This is a genomic window from Acinetobacter sp. YH16051 (genome assembly GCF_013417135.1).
Lineage (GTDB): Bacteria > Pseudomonadota > Gammaproteobacteria > Pseudomonadales > Moraxellaceae > Acinetobacter > Acinetobacter towneri.
Window position 1 is genome coordinate 60,310 of record NZ_VPEN01000005.1, and the last position, 14,887, is coordinate 75,196.

Consider the following 14,887-nt stretch of genomic DNA (forward strand, 5'->3'; position numbering starts at 1 on the left):
TTTCGCTAAATTTATGCTATTGTGCAATAACGGTGTCATAAAAAGCATTACTTGGATCAAGAAAAATTGCGTCAAACAAATAGCCGACCATACGGCGCGACAATTAAGCAATATTCTACCACATTCTTACTGGTCGGTAGCATGGCTTCAGTTGCTCATCTTAGAGCATCTGAAGAAATTTATCATGCAAATTCAAATTATAATGCGGTAAAACAAACCATGGTGGCAGAATTTGCCTTGGCTTATGGCGATATTCCAACTGCATTACACAACTACACGGTCTTGGCAATTAAGAACAATTCGACTTCCATTAAACAACGCGCCCTGAATATTGCCATTGAACAAAATGACCTACGTGCCGCATTAGATATTGCAACACATTGGGTGGTACAAGAACCATCCGATGTCCCTGCACTGTTTTATTTGGCGCACATTGCACTCAAAGCGCATGAATATGACTTGGCTGCAGAAACCTTAGATAAAATTCTAAATATTGATGCCACGGCTGACTTAGAACAAATTTTGGCGGGAATTTCCCCTGAATCTGTAGAAGACCGTGAATTTCTGATTCAAGCCCTGCGCACCAGCAAAGCCAAAGACAATCCATCTATTTTGGTATTGATTGCAGGTTTAAAAGCGCAAAATGGACAATATCAAGCCGCGCTCGACACCATTAACAGAGCGTTGCGCAAACGCCCGAAAGTCACTGGCTATATTTTAATGAAAGCCAATTTGTTGAGCGTACTTGGCAATGAAGAAGAAACGGCAGCTTGGTATGCAAAATCCAGCCGTAAACACAAAAATAATTTTGAAGTCCGTTTAGCCGAAGCCAAATATTTGGTCAAAAAAAATGAAGCAACTTTGGCGCTAACAAAGCTAGAAGCTATTTTAAAAAAATGGCCTACGGAAGATGAAGCCTTATTTATTGCAGGTTTGACCAGTATTGACTTGAAACAATACGAAAAAGCCGAAAAATATTTAGTAGAGTTGCGCTATTCAGCCCAATATCAAAACGAAGCCTATTTCTATTTGGCAGTCAATGCCGAGCGTAAACAGCACTTTGAAACAGCCAAAGCCTATTATCGTTTGGTCGATGGTAGCCTTTATACGGTTTCACGTCGCAACATGATCAGTATTTTTGCCCAGCAAGATAAACTGAACGATGCCCTGCGCTTTTTAACGCAGGAACGGGTCAACTATCCGCAGCACGCCAGTTTTTTATATCAGGCACAGGCCGATATTTTAAAACGCATGGACAATAAAAAAGCAGCACTGCGTTTGTTAGATGAAGCCATCAAAAACCTGCCCGATGATCCTGACCTGATCTATTCAGAAGTCTTACTATTGGATGCACATCAGGAAAAAGACAAACTGGATCAACTGCTCACCAAGTTACTGGAAATTGAGCCGAACAGCCCAACCTATTTAAATGCCTACGCCTATACTCTTGCACTGCAAAATCGTCGTTTGGATGAAGCGCGTCGCTATGTAGAGCAAGCACTTGAGTTTGCACCTGAACAAGCCTCTATTTTAGATACTTTAGGTTATGTCAGCTATTTGCAAAATGACTACACTGCTTCGGCACAGGCTTTGGAAAAAGCCTACGCGCTGAGTCATAGTGCCGCGATTGGCTCACGTTATGCAAAATCGTTGTATATGCAAGGAGATATTCAAAAATTCAGCCAAGTGTTACAACAATTACAACAAAATCATCCGAATGATCCGCAATTGCAACAATTAAATTCGCTATTGTTAGCGCAGCCCGTTAAAAAGAGTTAAGTGATTTTATGCGTTTATTCTCAAAATTAGGTCTTACCCTGTTTGTCAGTACCAGTCTGTTCATCACAGGTTGTCAGCCTTTTGTGCAATCTCCTGCCCATGTTTCACAGCAAGTTGAAGCCGAAAATCAGTTTAACCTACAAGGCAAAATTGGTGTGCGCACTCCGCAGCAATCTGGCAGTGCCTTTTTTACTTGGGTACAGCAGCAACAGCAGTTTGATATTGAACTGAGCGGCATTTTGGGCGTTGGTAAAACGCAAATTAGCGGACAACCAGGACAAGTCACCCTCAACAGTGCCAAAACAGGGATAATTTATGCCGAAAGTCCTGAAGAACTGTTAGAACAAGCCACAGGTTGGCAAGCGCCCATCACCCACTTGGTCGATTGGGTACAAGCCCGACCTGCAACGGTCAATGCCCAAATTCAAAAAGACCCCCAACAGCGCCCGACTCAATTTATTGAAGATGGTTGGACGGTCGATTTGAGCTATAACGACAGTGCCAGTTTGCCAAACCGTCTGATTTTGAAACAAGCACTTGAATCAGGGCAAGAAAACCGTATTACAATGCTCATCCAAAATCGTTAATCACTTGCCAAGCTTCGCCATGATTCGTGTACCCTCACCTGCCAAATTAAATCTGTTTTTGCACATTACTGGGCGTCGTGACAACGGCTACCATGAATTGCAGACTATTTTTCAACTGATTGATTTATACGACTGGCTAGAATTTGAAGTCAATGATACTCAAAGCATTCAAATTCAGGGTTTAAACAGTGTCAATTTAGAGCAAAACCTGATTTACAAAGCCACGCAAATTTTAAAACCCTACGCGAAACAAGCCACAGGTTTAAATATTAAAATTGAGAAGCACATCCCTATGGGTGCAGGGCTTGGCGGAGGTTCATCCAATGCCGCAACCACCTTAATTGTAGTCAATCAACTTTGGCAATGTGGCTTGGATACTCAAAAACTAGCTGAACTTGGTTTACAGCTCGGAGCAGATGTACCGATCTTTGTGCATGGTCGTAATGCATGGGCAGAAGGCATTGGTGAACAGTTAACATTCATAGACTTAGCCCCAAAACAATATATTGTGTTAAAACCTGACTGTTTTATCAGCACTCAACTACTTTTTTCACAAAAAACATTGACAAGAAACACGAAGCCCACTAAATTCTGCGGCTATCAGATAAAGCCATCTGACTTTGGAAATAATTTTGAGCCTGTGGCACGAAATTTATACCCCGAAGTTGATGAAGCAATGCGTTATTTAGACCAATTTGGTCAAGCAAAGCTTACAGGTACAGGTGCTTGTGTCTTTACTGAAGTGACTGCAGAAATGAATGTAGACGACATTTTGGCACACTCACCATGTACTGCGTACGTTGTGAACAGCTTAGATGAATCTCCATTACGACATTTCACAGTACAATAGGGGTATCGCCAAGTGGTAAGGCACCGGTTTTTGATATCGGCATCCGTTGGTTCGAATCCAGCTACCCCTGCCATCTCTTTCACCTGTAGATTACTGTATTAGGGGTATCGCCAAGTGGTAAGGCACCGGTTTTTGATATCGGCATCCGTTGGTTCGAATCCAGCTACCCCTGCCATCTTACAGTGATCAAATCTAGGGGTATCGCCAAGTGGTAAGGCACCGGTTTTTGATATCGGCATCCGTTGGTTCGAATCCAGCTACCCCTGCCATTTTCTCGCATTAGACAGAACCCCCAATATTACCGCTATCCTGTTAATTTACCTTGACAGAACGCAGTAAAAATATTAAAGTTCTGCCGCATTAGGGGTATCGCCAAGTGGTAAGGCACCGGTTTTTGATATCGGCATCCGTTGGTTCGAATCCAGCTACCCCTGCCATCTATTCTTACATACACCAACCGCCAAGGGTGCTTCATGCCCAATCTTGTCGTTTTTAGTGGAACCGCGCATCCACAATTCGCTCAAAAAGTCGTAAGCCACTTGCACATTCCTTTAGGTGCTGCATCAGTTTCTACCTTCTCTGATGGTGAGATTGCTGTAGAGATTACCGAGAATGTCCGTGGTAAAGACGTATTTATCGTACAACCTACTTGTGCGCCAACCAATGACAACCTCATGGAAATCTTGGTGATGGCTGACGCGTTGCGTCGTGCAAGTGCAGGTCGTATTACTGCCGTTATTCCTTACTTCGGTTATGCCCGCCAAGACCGTCGTCCTCGTTCTACACGTGTTCCAATTACCGCTAAAGTGGTTGCAGATATGCTCACCACTGTAGGGATTGACCGTGTAGTGATGATTGACTTGCACGCAGACCAAATTCAAGGTTTCTTCGACATCCCTGTAGACAACATTTATGGTACGCCTGCGCTATTGGCTGACCTGCGTCAACAGTCACACGACAATCTCATGGTAGTTTCACCAGACGTTGGTGGTGTGGTTCGTGCGCGCGCTGTTGCAAAACAAATGGGTGATATCGATCTTGCAATTATCGATAAACGTCGTCAAAAAGCGAATGAATCACAAGTGATGCATTTGATTGGTGATGTAAAAGATCGTGACTGTGTCATTGTAGATGACATGGTGGATACTGCAGGTACATTATGCAAAGCTGCCGATGCACTTAAAACTTTTGGTGCACGTCGTGTTGTTGCTTATGCTACCCACCCTGTACTTTCAGGCAAAGCGATTGAAAACCTGAAAAATTCTGTGATTGATGAACTGGTTGTTACAGACACCATTCCTCTTTCAGAAGAAGCTCAAGCACTTGGTAAAATTCGCCAAGTATCTGTAGCAAGTATGGTTGCAGAAACAATTCGCCGTATTAACAACGAAGAATCTATTAGCGCAATGTTCGATTCTTATCTATAATAGAGCGCTAAATTTTCAAAGCCCTGCCACTTGGCAGGGTTTTCTATCACTAGATTGGTCGCAGATCTAGTTTATTTAAACTCAAAATAAGGATGTCTATCATGGCAAACTTCGTATTAAACGCTCAAGCGCGTGAAGCAGCTAACCAAGGGAAAGGTGCGAGCCGCCGCCTTCGTCACGCTGCATTAGTTCCAGCTATCATTTATGGTGGCGACGCTGAGCCAGTAGCTGTTACTTTAGAACTTCGTGAGCTTGTAAAAGCTTTAGAAAGCAACGCTTTCTTTGAAGAAGTTGTAGAAATCAAAGTAGGCGACAAAGTTGAAAGCGTTAAAATCCAAGCTTTACAACGTCACCCTGCTAAAAACACACCTATGCACGCTGACTTCAAACGCGCATAAGTGTTTACGGTGTAATTAGTGGCTAATATTTCACTGATTGTTGGTTTGGGCAACCCTGGTAAAGAGTATGCCCAAACCCGCCATAATGCAGGTTTCTGGTTTGTAGAACGCCTTGCAGATCAATATGGCATTACATTAAAAACCGATCCTAAATTTCACGGGATCAGCGGTCGCGGTAATATCGAAGGTCAAGACGTTCGTCTGTTATTACCCACAACCTTTATGAACCGTTCTGGTCAAAGTGTTGTTCCCTTCGCCAAATTCTATCAAATTGCGCCTGAAGCTATGCTGATTGCTCATGATGAACTGGACATGAACCCAGGGATCATCCGCCTAAAAACGGGTGGTGGTCATGGTGGTCATAACGGTTTGCGTGACATCGTACCGCATACAGGTCCAATTTTTCATCGTTTACGCATTGGTATTGGGCATCCGGGTTCAAAAGAACGCGTGTCTGGTCATGTACTGAGCAAAGCACCAAGTAGCGAGCAAACTTTAATGGATGATGCACTTGCACATGCATTAGGTCGTATCAAGTTACTGGTCAATGGCGAAGTACAACAAGCCATGAATCAAATCAATGCCTATAAACCGAACTGATGAATCCACAATTGTTGAACAATCACACTTGCCATGTCGCAATTTTCAGAGCAAAATGCGCTTTCTGCTCGGAACTGACATCCAGCAAGCAGTGTTTGAATTCAACCATAAGATAAAATCTTAGGTCCACTAAGGAGACGCTCACCATGCTATCTCGTTTATTAAAATGCAAAATCCACCGTGCTTTTGTAACTCATGCAGAACTTCACTACGAAGGTTCATGTGCAATTGACGGAACACTCATGGATTTGGCTGGCATTCGTGAATATGAAGAAATCCACGTATGGAACGTGACCAATGGTAAGCGCTTCACAACTTATGCAATTCGTGGTGAAGACAACTCAGGCATCATTTCAGTCAATGGTGGTGCTGCACACCAAGCCGATGTAGGCGATATTATTATTATTGCAACCTTTGGTGACTTCACTGAAGCAGAAGCCAATGCGCACGAACCACGTTTGGTCTATGCAAACCCAGACAATACCGTGAGCCACACTGCAAACTGTATTCCTGTACAAGTGGCTTAAGCCATTCCTGTATAAAATAAAAAACTCGCAAATTTTGCGAGTTTTTTTATGGCTCAATAAAAGTCTTTCTAGTGTTTAATCGCAAGAATTACAAATTAGTCATCGTGCAAGCTATGCAATAAGCTATGGCTAATACCATCAGCCCTTAAAAATGCAAAATCATAACTTGCGGTTGCAAGCGCCAACACGCGACGCTCAAATTCCTGCCACAAAGGTCGCACTTCTTTGTAGTGAATGCCCAAGCCACTTTCATCGGTAAAATGTCGATTTTTTTCACAAATTTTCAGTGCATGGTACAGCTTACGCCCTTTTGAAGCATCATCTCGTAAACGCACACGCTTAGAGCGGATAAACCCCTCAACATGACGCAGGTCGGCAAACGGCAACATAGGCACTAAAATCTGATCGAGCTGTGCATCTAAACGACGCCAAACGGCAGTGTGTTGTTCAGGCGTATAGCTGTTCCATCGAATCACTTCATGGTTAAAGCGACGGCAACCTCGACAGACAGCATCACCAAACACCGTAGAACAACGACCTGCACACGGGGTTAAAGTGGCAATTTGACGATCCTTACTCAACACAACACTCCAATATTTAACAACACCTGTTGGCGCATCAACATAAACACAACATTCTTCTTTGAAACGAGTGGCATCATACCCCGTTCTGCTACATTTTTAAAATGTTGTGTCGTGCTTTAAAACCATGTACCGCACTCGGTTTTCTCGCATATTCACACAAAGCAGGTTAGAATATGCGCCTTAAATTTTTGTCTTTCATCTATTGGAGTACTCCATGAACGCTACTGTAGAACAGCTTGCACCTGTAGAACAGCCAGCGACCACGACTTGGGTTGTTGCCGCACTTTATCAATTCAAAGAAGTTGCAGATCCTGCCGATCTTCAACAACGCTTATTAGATTTGGTAAATTCAATCAACCTTTGCGGTACTCTTATTGTGGCAGGTGAAGGCATTAATGGAACTGTAGCGGGTGATCGTGCCGCGATTGATCAAGTTCACCAATTTCTGTTGAATGAAGGCTTTACTACAATGGAATATAAAGAGTCGCACAGCTCTGAAAAGCCATTCCGTAAAATGAAAATCAAGCTGAAAAAAGAAATTGTGACTTTGGGTGTAGAAGTAAAACCACGTGATTTAGTCGGTCACTACCTAGACCCGAAAGAATGGAATGAACTGATTGCTCGTGACGATGTCATTCTGATTGATACCCGTAATGACTATGAATACAAAGCAGGAACGTTTAAGGGCGCAATTGACCCGAAAACCGAAACTTTCCGTGAATTTCCAGAATATGTGAAACAAAACCTAGAACAGCATAAAGATAAAAAAATTGCGATGTTCTGCACAGGCGGGATTCGTTGTGAAAAATCGACGTCATTATTGTTGCAAGAAGGTTTTACCGAGGTTTATCACTTAAAAGGTGGCGTACTTAAATACTTAGAAGAAACACCAGCCGATGAAAGCTTATGGGAAGGTGAATGTTTCGTATTTGATGGCCGTACTGCGGTGACACATGGTATGCAAGAAGGTCAAAACACCAAATGTCATGCTTGCGGTTGGCCATTACTGCCTGAAGAAGTTGAATTACCAAGCTATGAACACGGTGTATCTTGTGTGTACTGTATTGATAAAACCAGTGAGAAACAAAAAGAAGGTTTCCGTATGCGCCAATCACAAATTGCCGCAGCTAAACGTAAACGTCTGTAATCCGTACAGGCTCATACACATCAACAAGGTCTAACAAAAGCCATGTTGATGTTGTATCGACCACTCTAATCATATTGAAAAAGTCCTCATCCAGTATGGGGATTTTTTATGTCTACATATATGCTTCACGCAAGATTACATAGAACATAAAAATACAACGCTTGTTTACCAAGCATTGCGCAATATCCCCAGATTGGGTGATAGCATTCAATCAAAATAAGCCACAAAATCTGTGGCTATATTGGTGCAGATGTTTAGCACAAACTCAACATCTCCCATAACCCAAAATTCAAGGATCGTTATGTATTCCTAAATTTATATGCCGCAATCAGGAGTGACGCTATGCCTAAAACAACAATTTCAAATTCAATGCACACACTACGTTTTACGCCTGTAAAATCTGTGACTGCTGCGCATAGCACAACAATGCAAGATGGTTTGGAACATGAGTCACATACTTTTATTGTGGCTTTAGGTGCAATTTTAGGCGGTATTATTGCAGCATTTGTGGGCTACCATCTGCAAGCGCATTTCTTGAATTACGCCCTGCTCTGTGCCATTCCTATACTTGTGGCATATAGCTTAAGACGTGTATATATCTATACCCTGACCCATGCAGAGCTGGATTAAGTCTAGATTGCGCAAGACTTTACTGTTCGTCCAGTACTGCTTAGGATAGAAGCACTTTTCTAAAGCACAACTTGCATGAACTTAACTGAATGGATTATTTCCATTATGGAACAACTGGGCTACCTTGGTATTGCCCTGTTAATGTTTCTGGATAATGTTTTTCCACCCGTTCCTTCTGAAATTATTATGCCCTCTGCAGGCTATTCTGCATCGCAAGGGCAATTACTGCTATTGGGTGTCATCATTGCAGGCTGTATCGGCTCATTGGTCGCGGCGGCAGTGTTATATTGGGTAGGTTATCGCTGCAAACATGAAAGTATTTACCACTGGGTCAATCGCTACGGTAAATATCTATGGATTAAAGAACAAGACGTCCGAAACTCCCTGCATTGGTTTGAACAATATGGACATCGGATTGTATTTTTTGGGCGCATGATTCCCGCTATTCGTTCTCTCATCAGTATTCCTGCAGGCATGAGCCACATGCCATTTTGGAAATTTATGTTTTATAGTGGTTTAGGCACAATTATTTGGACCACTTTTTTAGCTTGCGTGGGTTATTATTTTGGTGAAAACCAACAATTGATGCAGCAAATTTTCAGTCAGGTCAGCCATGTCATTATAGGCTTGGTGCTCTTAGTCATCGCAATTATTTTATACCGTAGGCATCGCCGTAAAATGCGTGACTAATGCTTGTGTTGCTGCGCAATTGAATCAATTTTTTGGGGAAAATCAGACATGAAACCATATTTATTATTTTTTGCTGCGGTTTACAGTATTACGCTGGTCTTACTCATTACCGTATTGATTTTTGGTCTGAACTTAGGTGGCTTGACCTTGCTCCCTGCATTAATTGCCGCAGCATTCATTAGCGCAGGACATTTTGTCAAAAAAGAACAACGCTTACCGAGCAGTGATGAAAAAATTCAACTGGTTTGGGGCTCAAGTGCGGTGGCAATTATTATTGGTAGCTTCTTTGTGTTTTTCTTGGTGCTGATGAATCCGAATGCAGAAGCCATTTTAAAAGCTGCAGATAAAGCAGGACTAGCACTGGCTGCGGTGGTGATGCTGTGTTTGATTGCGATTCATGGTGCAGTTTTTCATGTTGCCTATGGTTGGTATGCGAACCGTTATTATCAAAAAAAGTACTTATAAGCTTACCTAAAGTACGTATTTCACACTGAACCGCAACATCAAACACTTAAAATCAACATCAGGCTGATATATCACACATAAATTTACGTCTGACATGCGCTGTAACTGAAATGCATTCTGAATAGGCTATAAGCCTACATTGTAGCAGCGTAGATTAAGCCTATTCATAGCGATTTATGAATATAGGAACGCTATAACGCATACAAAGATAAAAAGGTGATTCGAATGTCAGATTTTGAACGCAATGAAAAAATTGACCGTGATGTGGTTAAGAACTTACCAAAAGAAGAACGTGATCGCTTAAATGCCGATCCAATTACAGGAGAACCTGGTGCACACCCTGTCGGTACTGGTTTAGGTGCTGTTGGCGGTGCGGCTACTGGTGCAACAGTAGGTGCGCTGGGTGGTCCAGTAGGTGCTGTGGTCGGTGGTGCTGTAGGCGCTGTAGTGGGTGGTTTGGCAGGTAAAGGTGCAGCAGAAGTTGTGAACCCTACCGAAGAAGAAGCTTACTGGCGTACCAATAGCTTAAATACAACCTACTTTACAGAAACACGCAACCATTATCATGATTTAGATTATGATCGTGACTATCAAAATGCCTATCGCATTGGTTATGAAAACCGCCCACATTATGATACGCACACACGTTTCGAAGATGTTGAGCCCGATCTAAGAAGCAAATGGGAGCAAATTAAAGGCAGTTCACGCTTAACGTGGGAACAAGCTAAATTTGCTGTCAAAGATGCTTGGGATCGTGCGACACGCTAATTGGTAACATGATCATTGAAGCGCCATAATAAAAAACGCACTGCGATTTGCGCAGTGCGTTTTTTTTATGAGGATTACATATTACACAATATGTAAACCAAGCCATTAATCAGGCGTGTGGTACATCAAATATAATTCATTCAGGTTTTCAGGAATTTCTTCTGCAATTTCGTCCATTAACTGACCATTGCGACGGAAAGATTCCATTTGTGGATCTTCTTCATCAATGCCGCTAAACACCATCATTGGCAAAGTTAAATCAACCAATTGCTCTTCAAATTCAGGCGTAAACCATGCTTCTTCGTTTAAGAACATCGCATCGACAAAGCCAACGCTCCAATCACCCAAACTTGAATCAACTTCTGCTTCTTCAATTTCAAATGGAAACTCAATGCCTTCTTCATTGGCTAAACTTTGGCGAATGCTTTCTAACCAAGCCTGAATTTGCGCAATAATTTCAGCAGGCACTTTCTTTTGGTTGCCTTCAAACAATTCATTTAACCATGGGTCAAATTGAGGTCCAACTGCAATGGCACACAAGAAACCATGCGTTGCAGCGAAGTCTAGACCATACTCGTTTTGGTCACCATCTAGATATTCACTTAACAGGTCTAAATCTAAAGCAGTCATTTCAAATCCATCGGTGTCAATTTAGGGGTGTAGCATAGCATTTTCAATGCCAGATACAGTACCTGATTTTAGTCATCTTCATCGTCAAAATCGTCGTCATCGTCAAAATCATAATCAAAATCTTTGAGCTCACGTTCCAAACGACGTTGTGCGAGTAAATCATCAATCAAACGGCGCTTTTCTAAAGATTCTTTCGCGCTTATTTTGTTTGATGCCTCATCGAAATTAACATCATCATCACCGTAGTTATCATCTAGTTCAAAATCTGTAGAAGACACTAAAACTACCTCAGAATGAAAAAATGTGAAGGGTCTAGCCGCTATTTATCTGCCTTTATAAATATTGTCAAGTTTTATTTATTTTTTTCAAAAAACTGCAACATAGACAGCTTGCAACATTGCGGCAAATTTGTGTATTTATGAACAAGTTAGTATCATTATTTGAGATTCGCCCCAATCATAAAAATATTTTGCGGGCAAAAAGGAAATTGACTTGAAAAACAGTAATGAAGCCCCATATTCCTATCACATTCTTCATTCAAACATCATTTTAAAATCATGCTTGATTGATCAATTCACCCCCTATTTAAAGCGAATTGTGCTATCATGCACGGTTTTTCACTGCCACAGATTCAACGAAGAGTAAGCAAAGATGAGCGATATGAATTCCCCTACTTCGCAAGTAGCGGCTCTGATTAGCCGAGGCAAAGAGCAAGGTTACCTAACTTACGCTGAGGTTAACGATCATCTCCCGGACTCAATCACAGAAAGCGAGCAGATTGAAGACATTATTCAAATGCTTCAAGACGTCGGTATTCCTGTGCATGAACGTGCGCCTGAATCTGATGATGCAATGTTCGAGGATAATGCGGAAGCTGCCGACGAAGTTGCTGAAGAAGAAGCTGCAGCGGTACTTGCCTCTGTAGAAAATGAGCCTGGTCGCACCACAGACCCTGTGCGTATGTATATGCGTGAAATGGGTACGGTTGAGCTGTTAACGCGTGAAGGTGAAATTAGCATTGCGAAACGTATTGAAGAAGGGATTCGCGATGTACTTCACTCGATTGCCTACTGGCCAAACGCAGTGCAAGTGGTACTGCAAGAATATAAAGATTATGAAGCAGGCGAACGTCGCCTTGCCGATATTTTATCAGGTTATTTAGACCCTGAAACCGATGAAGAAATTCCAGAAGTTTTAGAAGACGAAGCCGATTTAGACAAAGAAGAAGACACCAGCAACAAACCAACCAAAGACGTCAAACTTGATGATGACGATGAGGAAGAAGAAGCTGAAGCCGAAGAAGAATCTGAAGCAGATTCAGGTCCAGACCCAGAAATTGCAAGAATGCGTTTTGGTGAATTGGAACAGGCTTATCTTGCAAAAATTGCTGCCATTGAAAAACATGGTCGTGAAAGTGCCGAAGCTCAAGAGGCTTTAGAAGCTTTAGCGACTGTATTCATGATGTTTAAATTTACGCCACGTTTATTCGATATTATTTCGGAAATGATTCGTGGTACACATGAACAAATTCGTACTGCTGAACGTGAAGTGATGCGTTATGCGGTGCGTCGTGGTCGTATGGATCGTACTCAATTCCGTACCTCATTCCCAGGTCAGGAATCTAACTTTGCTTGGTTAGACGAGCACATTGCCAAAGCACCTGCCGACCAAAAAGGCTATTTGGAAAAAGTACGTCCAGATATTTTGGCGTTCCAACAAAAAATTGCCGACATTGAAAAAGAGTTAGGCTTAGATGTTAAAGGCATCAAAGAAATTTCTAAGCGTATGGCAGTAGGCGAAGCCAAAGCCCGTCGTGCGAAGAAAGAAATGGTTGAAGCCAACTTGCGTCTGGTTATTTCGATTGCAAAAAAATACACCAACCGTGGTTTACAATTCCTAGACTTGATTCAGGAAGGTAACATCGGCTTGATGAAAGCGGTAGACAAGTTCGAATACCGTCGTGGTTATAAGTTCTCGACTTATGCAACATGGTGGATTCGTCAGGCGATTACCCGTTCTATTGCCGACCAAGCGCGTACCATTCGTATTCCAGTACACATGATCGAAACGATTAACAAGATCAACCGTGTATCGCGTCAATTGCTTCAGGAAATGGGTCGTGAACCGACTCCAGAAGAATTAGGCGAACGCTTGGAAATGGATGAAGTTAAAGTTCGTAAAGTTCTGAAAATTGCCAAAGAGCCGATTTCTATGGAAACGCCAATTGGTGATGATGAAGATTCACATTTGGGTGACTTCATTGAGGACAGCAACATCACCTCACCTGTTGATGCGGCAACCTCTGAAGGCTTAAAAGAAGCGACCCGTGAAGTGCTTGAAAACTTGACTGAACGTGAAGCCAAAGTTCTGAAAATGCGTTTTGGTATTGATATGCCAACCGATCATACTTTGGAAGAAGTTGGGAAGCAGTTTGATGTGACCCGTGAACGTATCCGTCAGATTGAAGCCAAAGCCTTACGTAAACTTCGTCACCCTTCTCGTTCTGAACACTTACGCTCGTTCTTGGAAAATGACTAAGATTGCTGCATAAATGAGCTATTGAAATTTTTAAATTCAGCCTCATTTATTCAACAAGACAAAAAACGCCTGCCCTATGCAGGCGTTTGATATAGAGATAGAGACACACGCTTATGACGTTATTCAACCGTACCCCATCTCGTGAACTACAAGAGCATCTTTGGGTGTTTCCAATGGATTACCCAATTAAACTCATTGGTGACGCGGGTGATGAACTGCGTATTGCTGTGCTTGAAATTTTAGTGAAGCACTTCCCTGAGTTTGATGCACAAAGCATCAGCATTACCCCATCACGCACAGGCAAGTATCATTCAATTACAGCACAATTGCGTTTTGAAGAATTGGAACAAGTGCATGCCATTTATGCAGATTTGGCAGCTTGCCCACTGATTAAAACTGCATTGTAATTTTGTAGATTGATTTTCAAATAACACGCTTTCGGGCGTGTTTTTTGTTTCTGCGCTGCCAAAATCTTATTCAATCCACAAATCCCCTACAGCCGCCACATTTTCGTATAATAAAATCAATTTCTTGCTTTTATGGATAGGACTGCATCACTGTGGATACTGCACAACGGCCAAACCTGATTATTCGTCAATATCATGACCTGATTGACTATCAAGCTCGCTTTCAGGAAATGAAAGACTGGACTGAACAACGTGATGCAGACAGCCCTGACCAACTCTGGATTTTGCAACATCCGAATGTACTGACCCAAGGGCAAGCAGGCAAAGCCGAACATATTTTAATGGCGACAGATATTCCTGTGGTACAGACTGATCGTGGTGGTCAAGTCACATGGCATGGCCCAGGCCAATTGGTCGCCTACTTCATGTTTGACCTGAACCGTTTAGGCTGGAATGTCCGTACTTTGGTATCTTATGCTGAAAACTTGATGATTGAGCTGCTTAAAAAATACGGCATTGAAGCCTATGCCAAAGCCGATGCACCGGGGGTATATGTCAATGAACGGAAAATTGGCTCACTTGGTTTTAAAATTCGTAAAGGCCGTAGTTATCATGGTTTAGCCCTTAATATTGATTGTGACTTGACTGGTTTTCAAAGTATCAACCCTTGCGGCTATGCAGGTTTGGAAATGGTACGTGTGATGGATTTAGTCAATGACTATCCACATTTTGAAAACTTCTGCGCAGATATCATTGAAACTTTACAAAACAGCGGTTACTTTAATGACGTTCAAGTCATTCACGTATAAATGGCTTTCTTTTCAATAAGAAATAAAATAGAGTATTTACTCTAAATAATG

General features: G+C 42.2%; 18 protein-coding genes and 4 tRNA genes. 19 read left to right on the plus strand and 3 right to left on the minus strand.

The features are described 5' to 3' along the window. Positions 1-66: 66 nt before the first annotated feature. The 11 genes from FTV41_RS05995 (at position 67) to panD (ending at position 6,168) form a co-directional block, all read left to right on the plus strand. Positions 67-1,779, plus strand: coding sequence for a tetratricopeptide repeat protein (locus tag FTV41_RS05995; protein WP_179989237.1), 1,713 nt, complete (start codon positions 67-69; stop codon positions 1,777-1,779). A gap of 8 nt (positions 1,780-1,787) precedes the next feature. Then, complete coding sequence (lolB, locus tag FTV41_RS06000; protein WP_154320977.1) at positions 1,788-2,366, plus strand: lipoprotein insertase outer membrane protein LolB; 579 nt, start codon at positions 1,788-1,790, stop codon at positions 2,364-2,366. Positions 2,367-2,385: 19 nt separating this feature from the next. Then, positions 2,386-3,216 carry a 4-(cytidine 5'-diphospho)-2-C-methyl-D-erythritol kinase gene (gene ispE, locus FTV41_RS06005; RefSeq protein WP_131260682.1) on the plus strand — a complete coding sequence of 277 codons (831 nt, stop codon included), beginning with the start codon at positions 2,386-2,388 and terminating at the stop codon, positions 3,214-3,216. After that, positions 3,215-3,289, plus strand: a tRNA-Gln gene (locus FTV41_RS06010). Before ispE ends, FTV41_RS06010 begins: the two co-directional genes overlap by 2 nt. Before the next feature lie 27 nt (positions 3,290-3,316). Beyond that, positions 3,317-3,391: transfer RNA gene (locus tag FTV41_RS06015), tRNA-Gln, on the plus strand. Between the two features lie 19 nt (positions 3,392-3,410). Further along, positions 3,411-3,485: transfer RNA gene (locus FTV41_RS06020), tRNA-Gln, on the plus strand. Between the two features lie 93 nt (positions 3,486-3,578). Further along, positions 3,579-3,653, plus strand: a tRNA-Gln gene (locus tag FTV41_RS06025). A 36-nt stretch (positions 3,654-3,689) separates the two neighbouring features. After that, a complete protein-coding gene (locus FTV41_RS06030; protein WP_004972226.1) occupies positions 3,690-4,643 on the plus strand; it encodes a ribose-phosphate pyrophosphokinase in 954 nt (317 codons plus the stop codon). A 101-nt stretch (positions 4,644-4,744) separates the two neighbouring features. After that, complete coding sequence (gene rplY, locus FTV41_RS06035; protein WP_168418024.1) at positions 4,745-5,041, plus strand: 50S ribosomal protein L25; 297 nt, start codon at positions 4,745-4,747, stop codon at positions 5,039-5,041. 18 nt (positions 5,042-5,059) lie between these two features. Continuing rightward, positions 5,060-5,641, plus strand: coding sequence for an aminoacyl-tRNA hydrolase (gene pth / locus FTV41_RS06040; RefSeq protein ID WP_179996281.1), 582 nt, complete (start codon positions 5,060-5,062; stop codon positions 5,639-5,641). A gap of 146 nt (positions 5,642-5,787) precedes the next feature. After that, on the plus strand, positions 5,788-6,168 hold the full coding sequence (gene panD, locus FTV41_RS06045) for an aspartate 1-decarboxylase (RefSeq protein WP_004972232.1): 381 nt from the start codon (positions 5,788-5,790) through the stop codon (positions 6,166-6,168). 95 nt (positions 6,169-6,263) lie between these two features. Here panD and FTV41_RS06050 read toward each other — a convergent pair whose 3' ends face one another. Continuing rightward, positions 6,264-6,749: a DUF1289 domain-containing protein gene (locus FTV41_RS06050; RefSeq protein WP_154320979.1), complete on the minus strand. Its 486-nt coding sequence runs from the start codon at positions 6,747-6,749 to the stop codon at positions 6,264-6,266. A gap of 217 nt (positions 6,750-6,966) precedes the next feature. On the opposite strand from FTV41_RS06050, the gene FTV41_RS06055 reads away from it, so the two are divergent. From FTV41_RS06055 to FTV41_RS06075, 5 genes are all read left to right on the plus strand, one after another. Next, positions 6,967-7,899, plus strand: coding sequence for a rhodanese-related sulfurtransferase (locus FTV41_RS06055; protein ID WP_104853141.1), 933 nt, complete (start codon positions 6,967-6,969; stop codon positions 7,897-7,899). Positions 7,900-8,241: 342 nt separating this feature from the next. Continuing rightward, on the plus strand, positions 8,242-8,529 hold the full coding sequence (locus FTV41_RS06060; RefSeq protein WP_179996282.1) for a hypothetical protein: 288 nt from the start codon (positions 8,242-8,244) through the stop codon (positions 8,527-8,529). A 75-nt stretch (positions 8,530-8,604) separates the two neighbouring features. Beyond that, positions 8,605-9,219 carry a DedA family protein gene (locus tag FTV41_RS06065; RefSeq protein ID WP_179996283.1) on the plus strand — a complete coding sequence of 205 codons (615 nt, stop codon included), beginning with the start codon at positions 8,605-8,607 and terminating at the stop codon, positions 9,217-9,219. A 48-nt stretch (positions 9,220-9,267) separates the two neighbouring features. Continuing rightward, positions 9,268-9,684, plus strand: coding sequence for an ABZJ_00895 family protein (locus FTV41_RS06070; protein ID WP_004972241.1), 417 nt, complete (start codon positions 9,268-9,270; stop codon positions 9,682-9,684). Between the two features lie 225 nt (positions 9,685-9,909). After that, the gene (locus FTV41_RS06075; RefSeq protein ID WP_096901027.1) at positions 9,910-10,452 is read left to right on the plus strand and encodes a hypothetical protein; all 543 of its coding nucleotides are present in this window, start codon (positions 9,910-9,912) and stop codon (positions 10,450-10,452) included. 105 nt (positions 10,453-10,557) lie between these two features. Here FTV41_RS06075 and FTV41_RS06080 read toward each other — a convergent pair whose 3' ends face one another. Together FTV41_RS06080 and FTV41_RS06085 are read right to left on the minus strand one after the other, a co-directional pair. Next, a complete protein-coding gene (locus tag FTV41_RS06080; RefSeq protein ID WP_004972244.1) occupies positions 10,558-11,082 on the minus strand; it encodes a YecA family protein in 525 nt (174 codons plus the stop codon). Between the two features lie 68 nt (positions 11,083-11,150). Then, complete coding sequence (locus tag FTV41_RS06085) at positions 11,151-11,360, minus strand: PA3496 family putative envelope integrity protein (protein ID WP_004972246.1); 210 nt, start codon at positions 11,358-11,360, stop codon at positions 11,151-11,153. 373 nt (positions 11,361-11,733) lie between these two features. Here FTV41_RS06085 and rpoD point away from each other — a divergent pair, with 373 nt between their 5' ends. The 3 genes from rpoD (at position 11,734) to lipB (ending at position 14,836) form a co-directional block, all read left to right on the plus strand. Beyond that, complete coding sequence (gene rpoD / locus FTV41_RS06090) at positions 11,734-13,620, plus strand: RNA polymerase sigma factor RpoD (protein WP_004972247.1); 1,887 nt, start codon at positions 11,734-11,736, stop codon at positions 13,618-13,620. A gap of 113 nt (positions 13,621-13,733) precedes the next feature. Next, a complete protein-coding gene (locus FTV41_RS06095; protein ID WP_004972250.1) occupies positions 13,734-14,027 on the plus strand; it encodes a YbeD family protein in 294 nt (97 codons plus the stop codon). A 152-nt stretch (positions 14,028-14,179) separates the two neighbouring features. After that, positions 14,180-14,836: a lipoyl(octanoyl) transferase LipB gene (gene lipB / locus FTV41_RS06100; protein ID WP_179996284.1), complete on the plus strand. Its 657-nt coding sequence runs from the start codon at positions 14,180-14,182 to the stop codon at positions 14,834-14,836. The last annotated feature ends 51 nt before the right edge of the window (positions 14,837-14,887 follow it).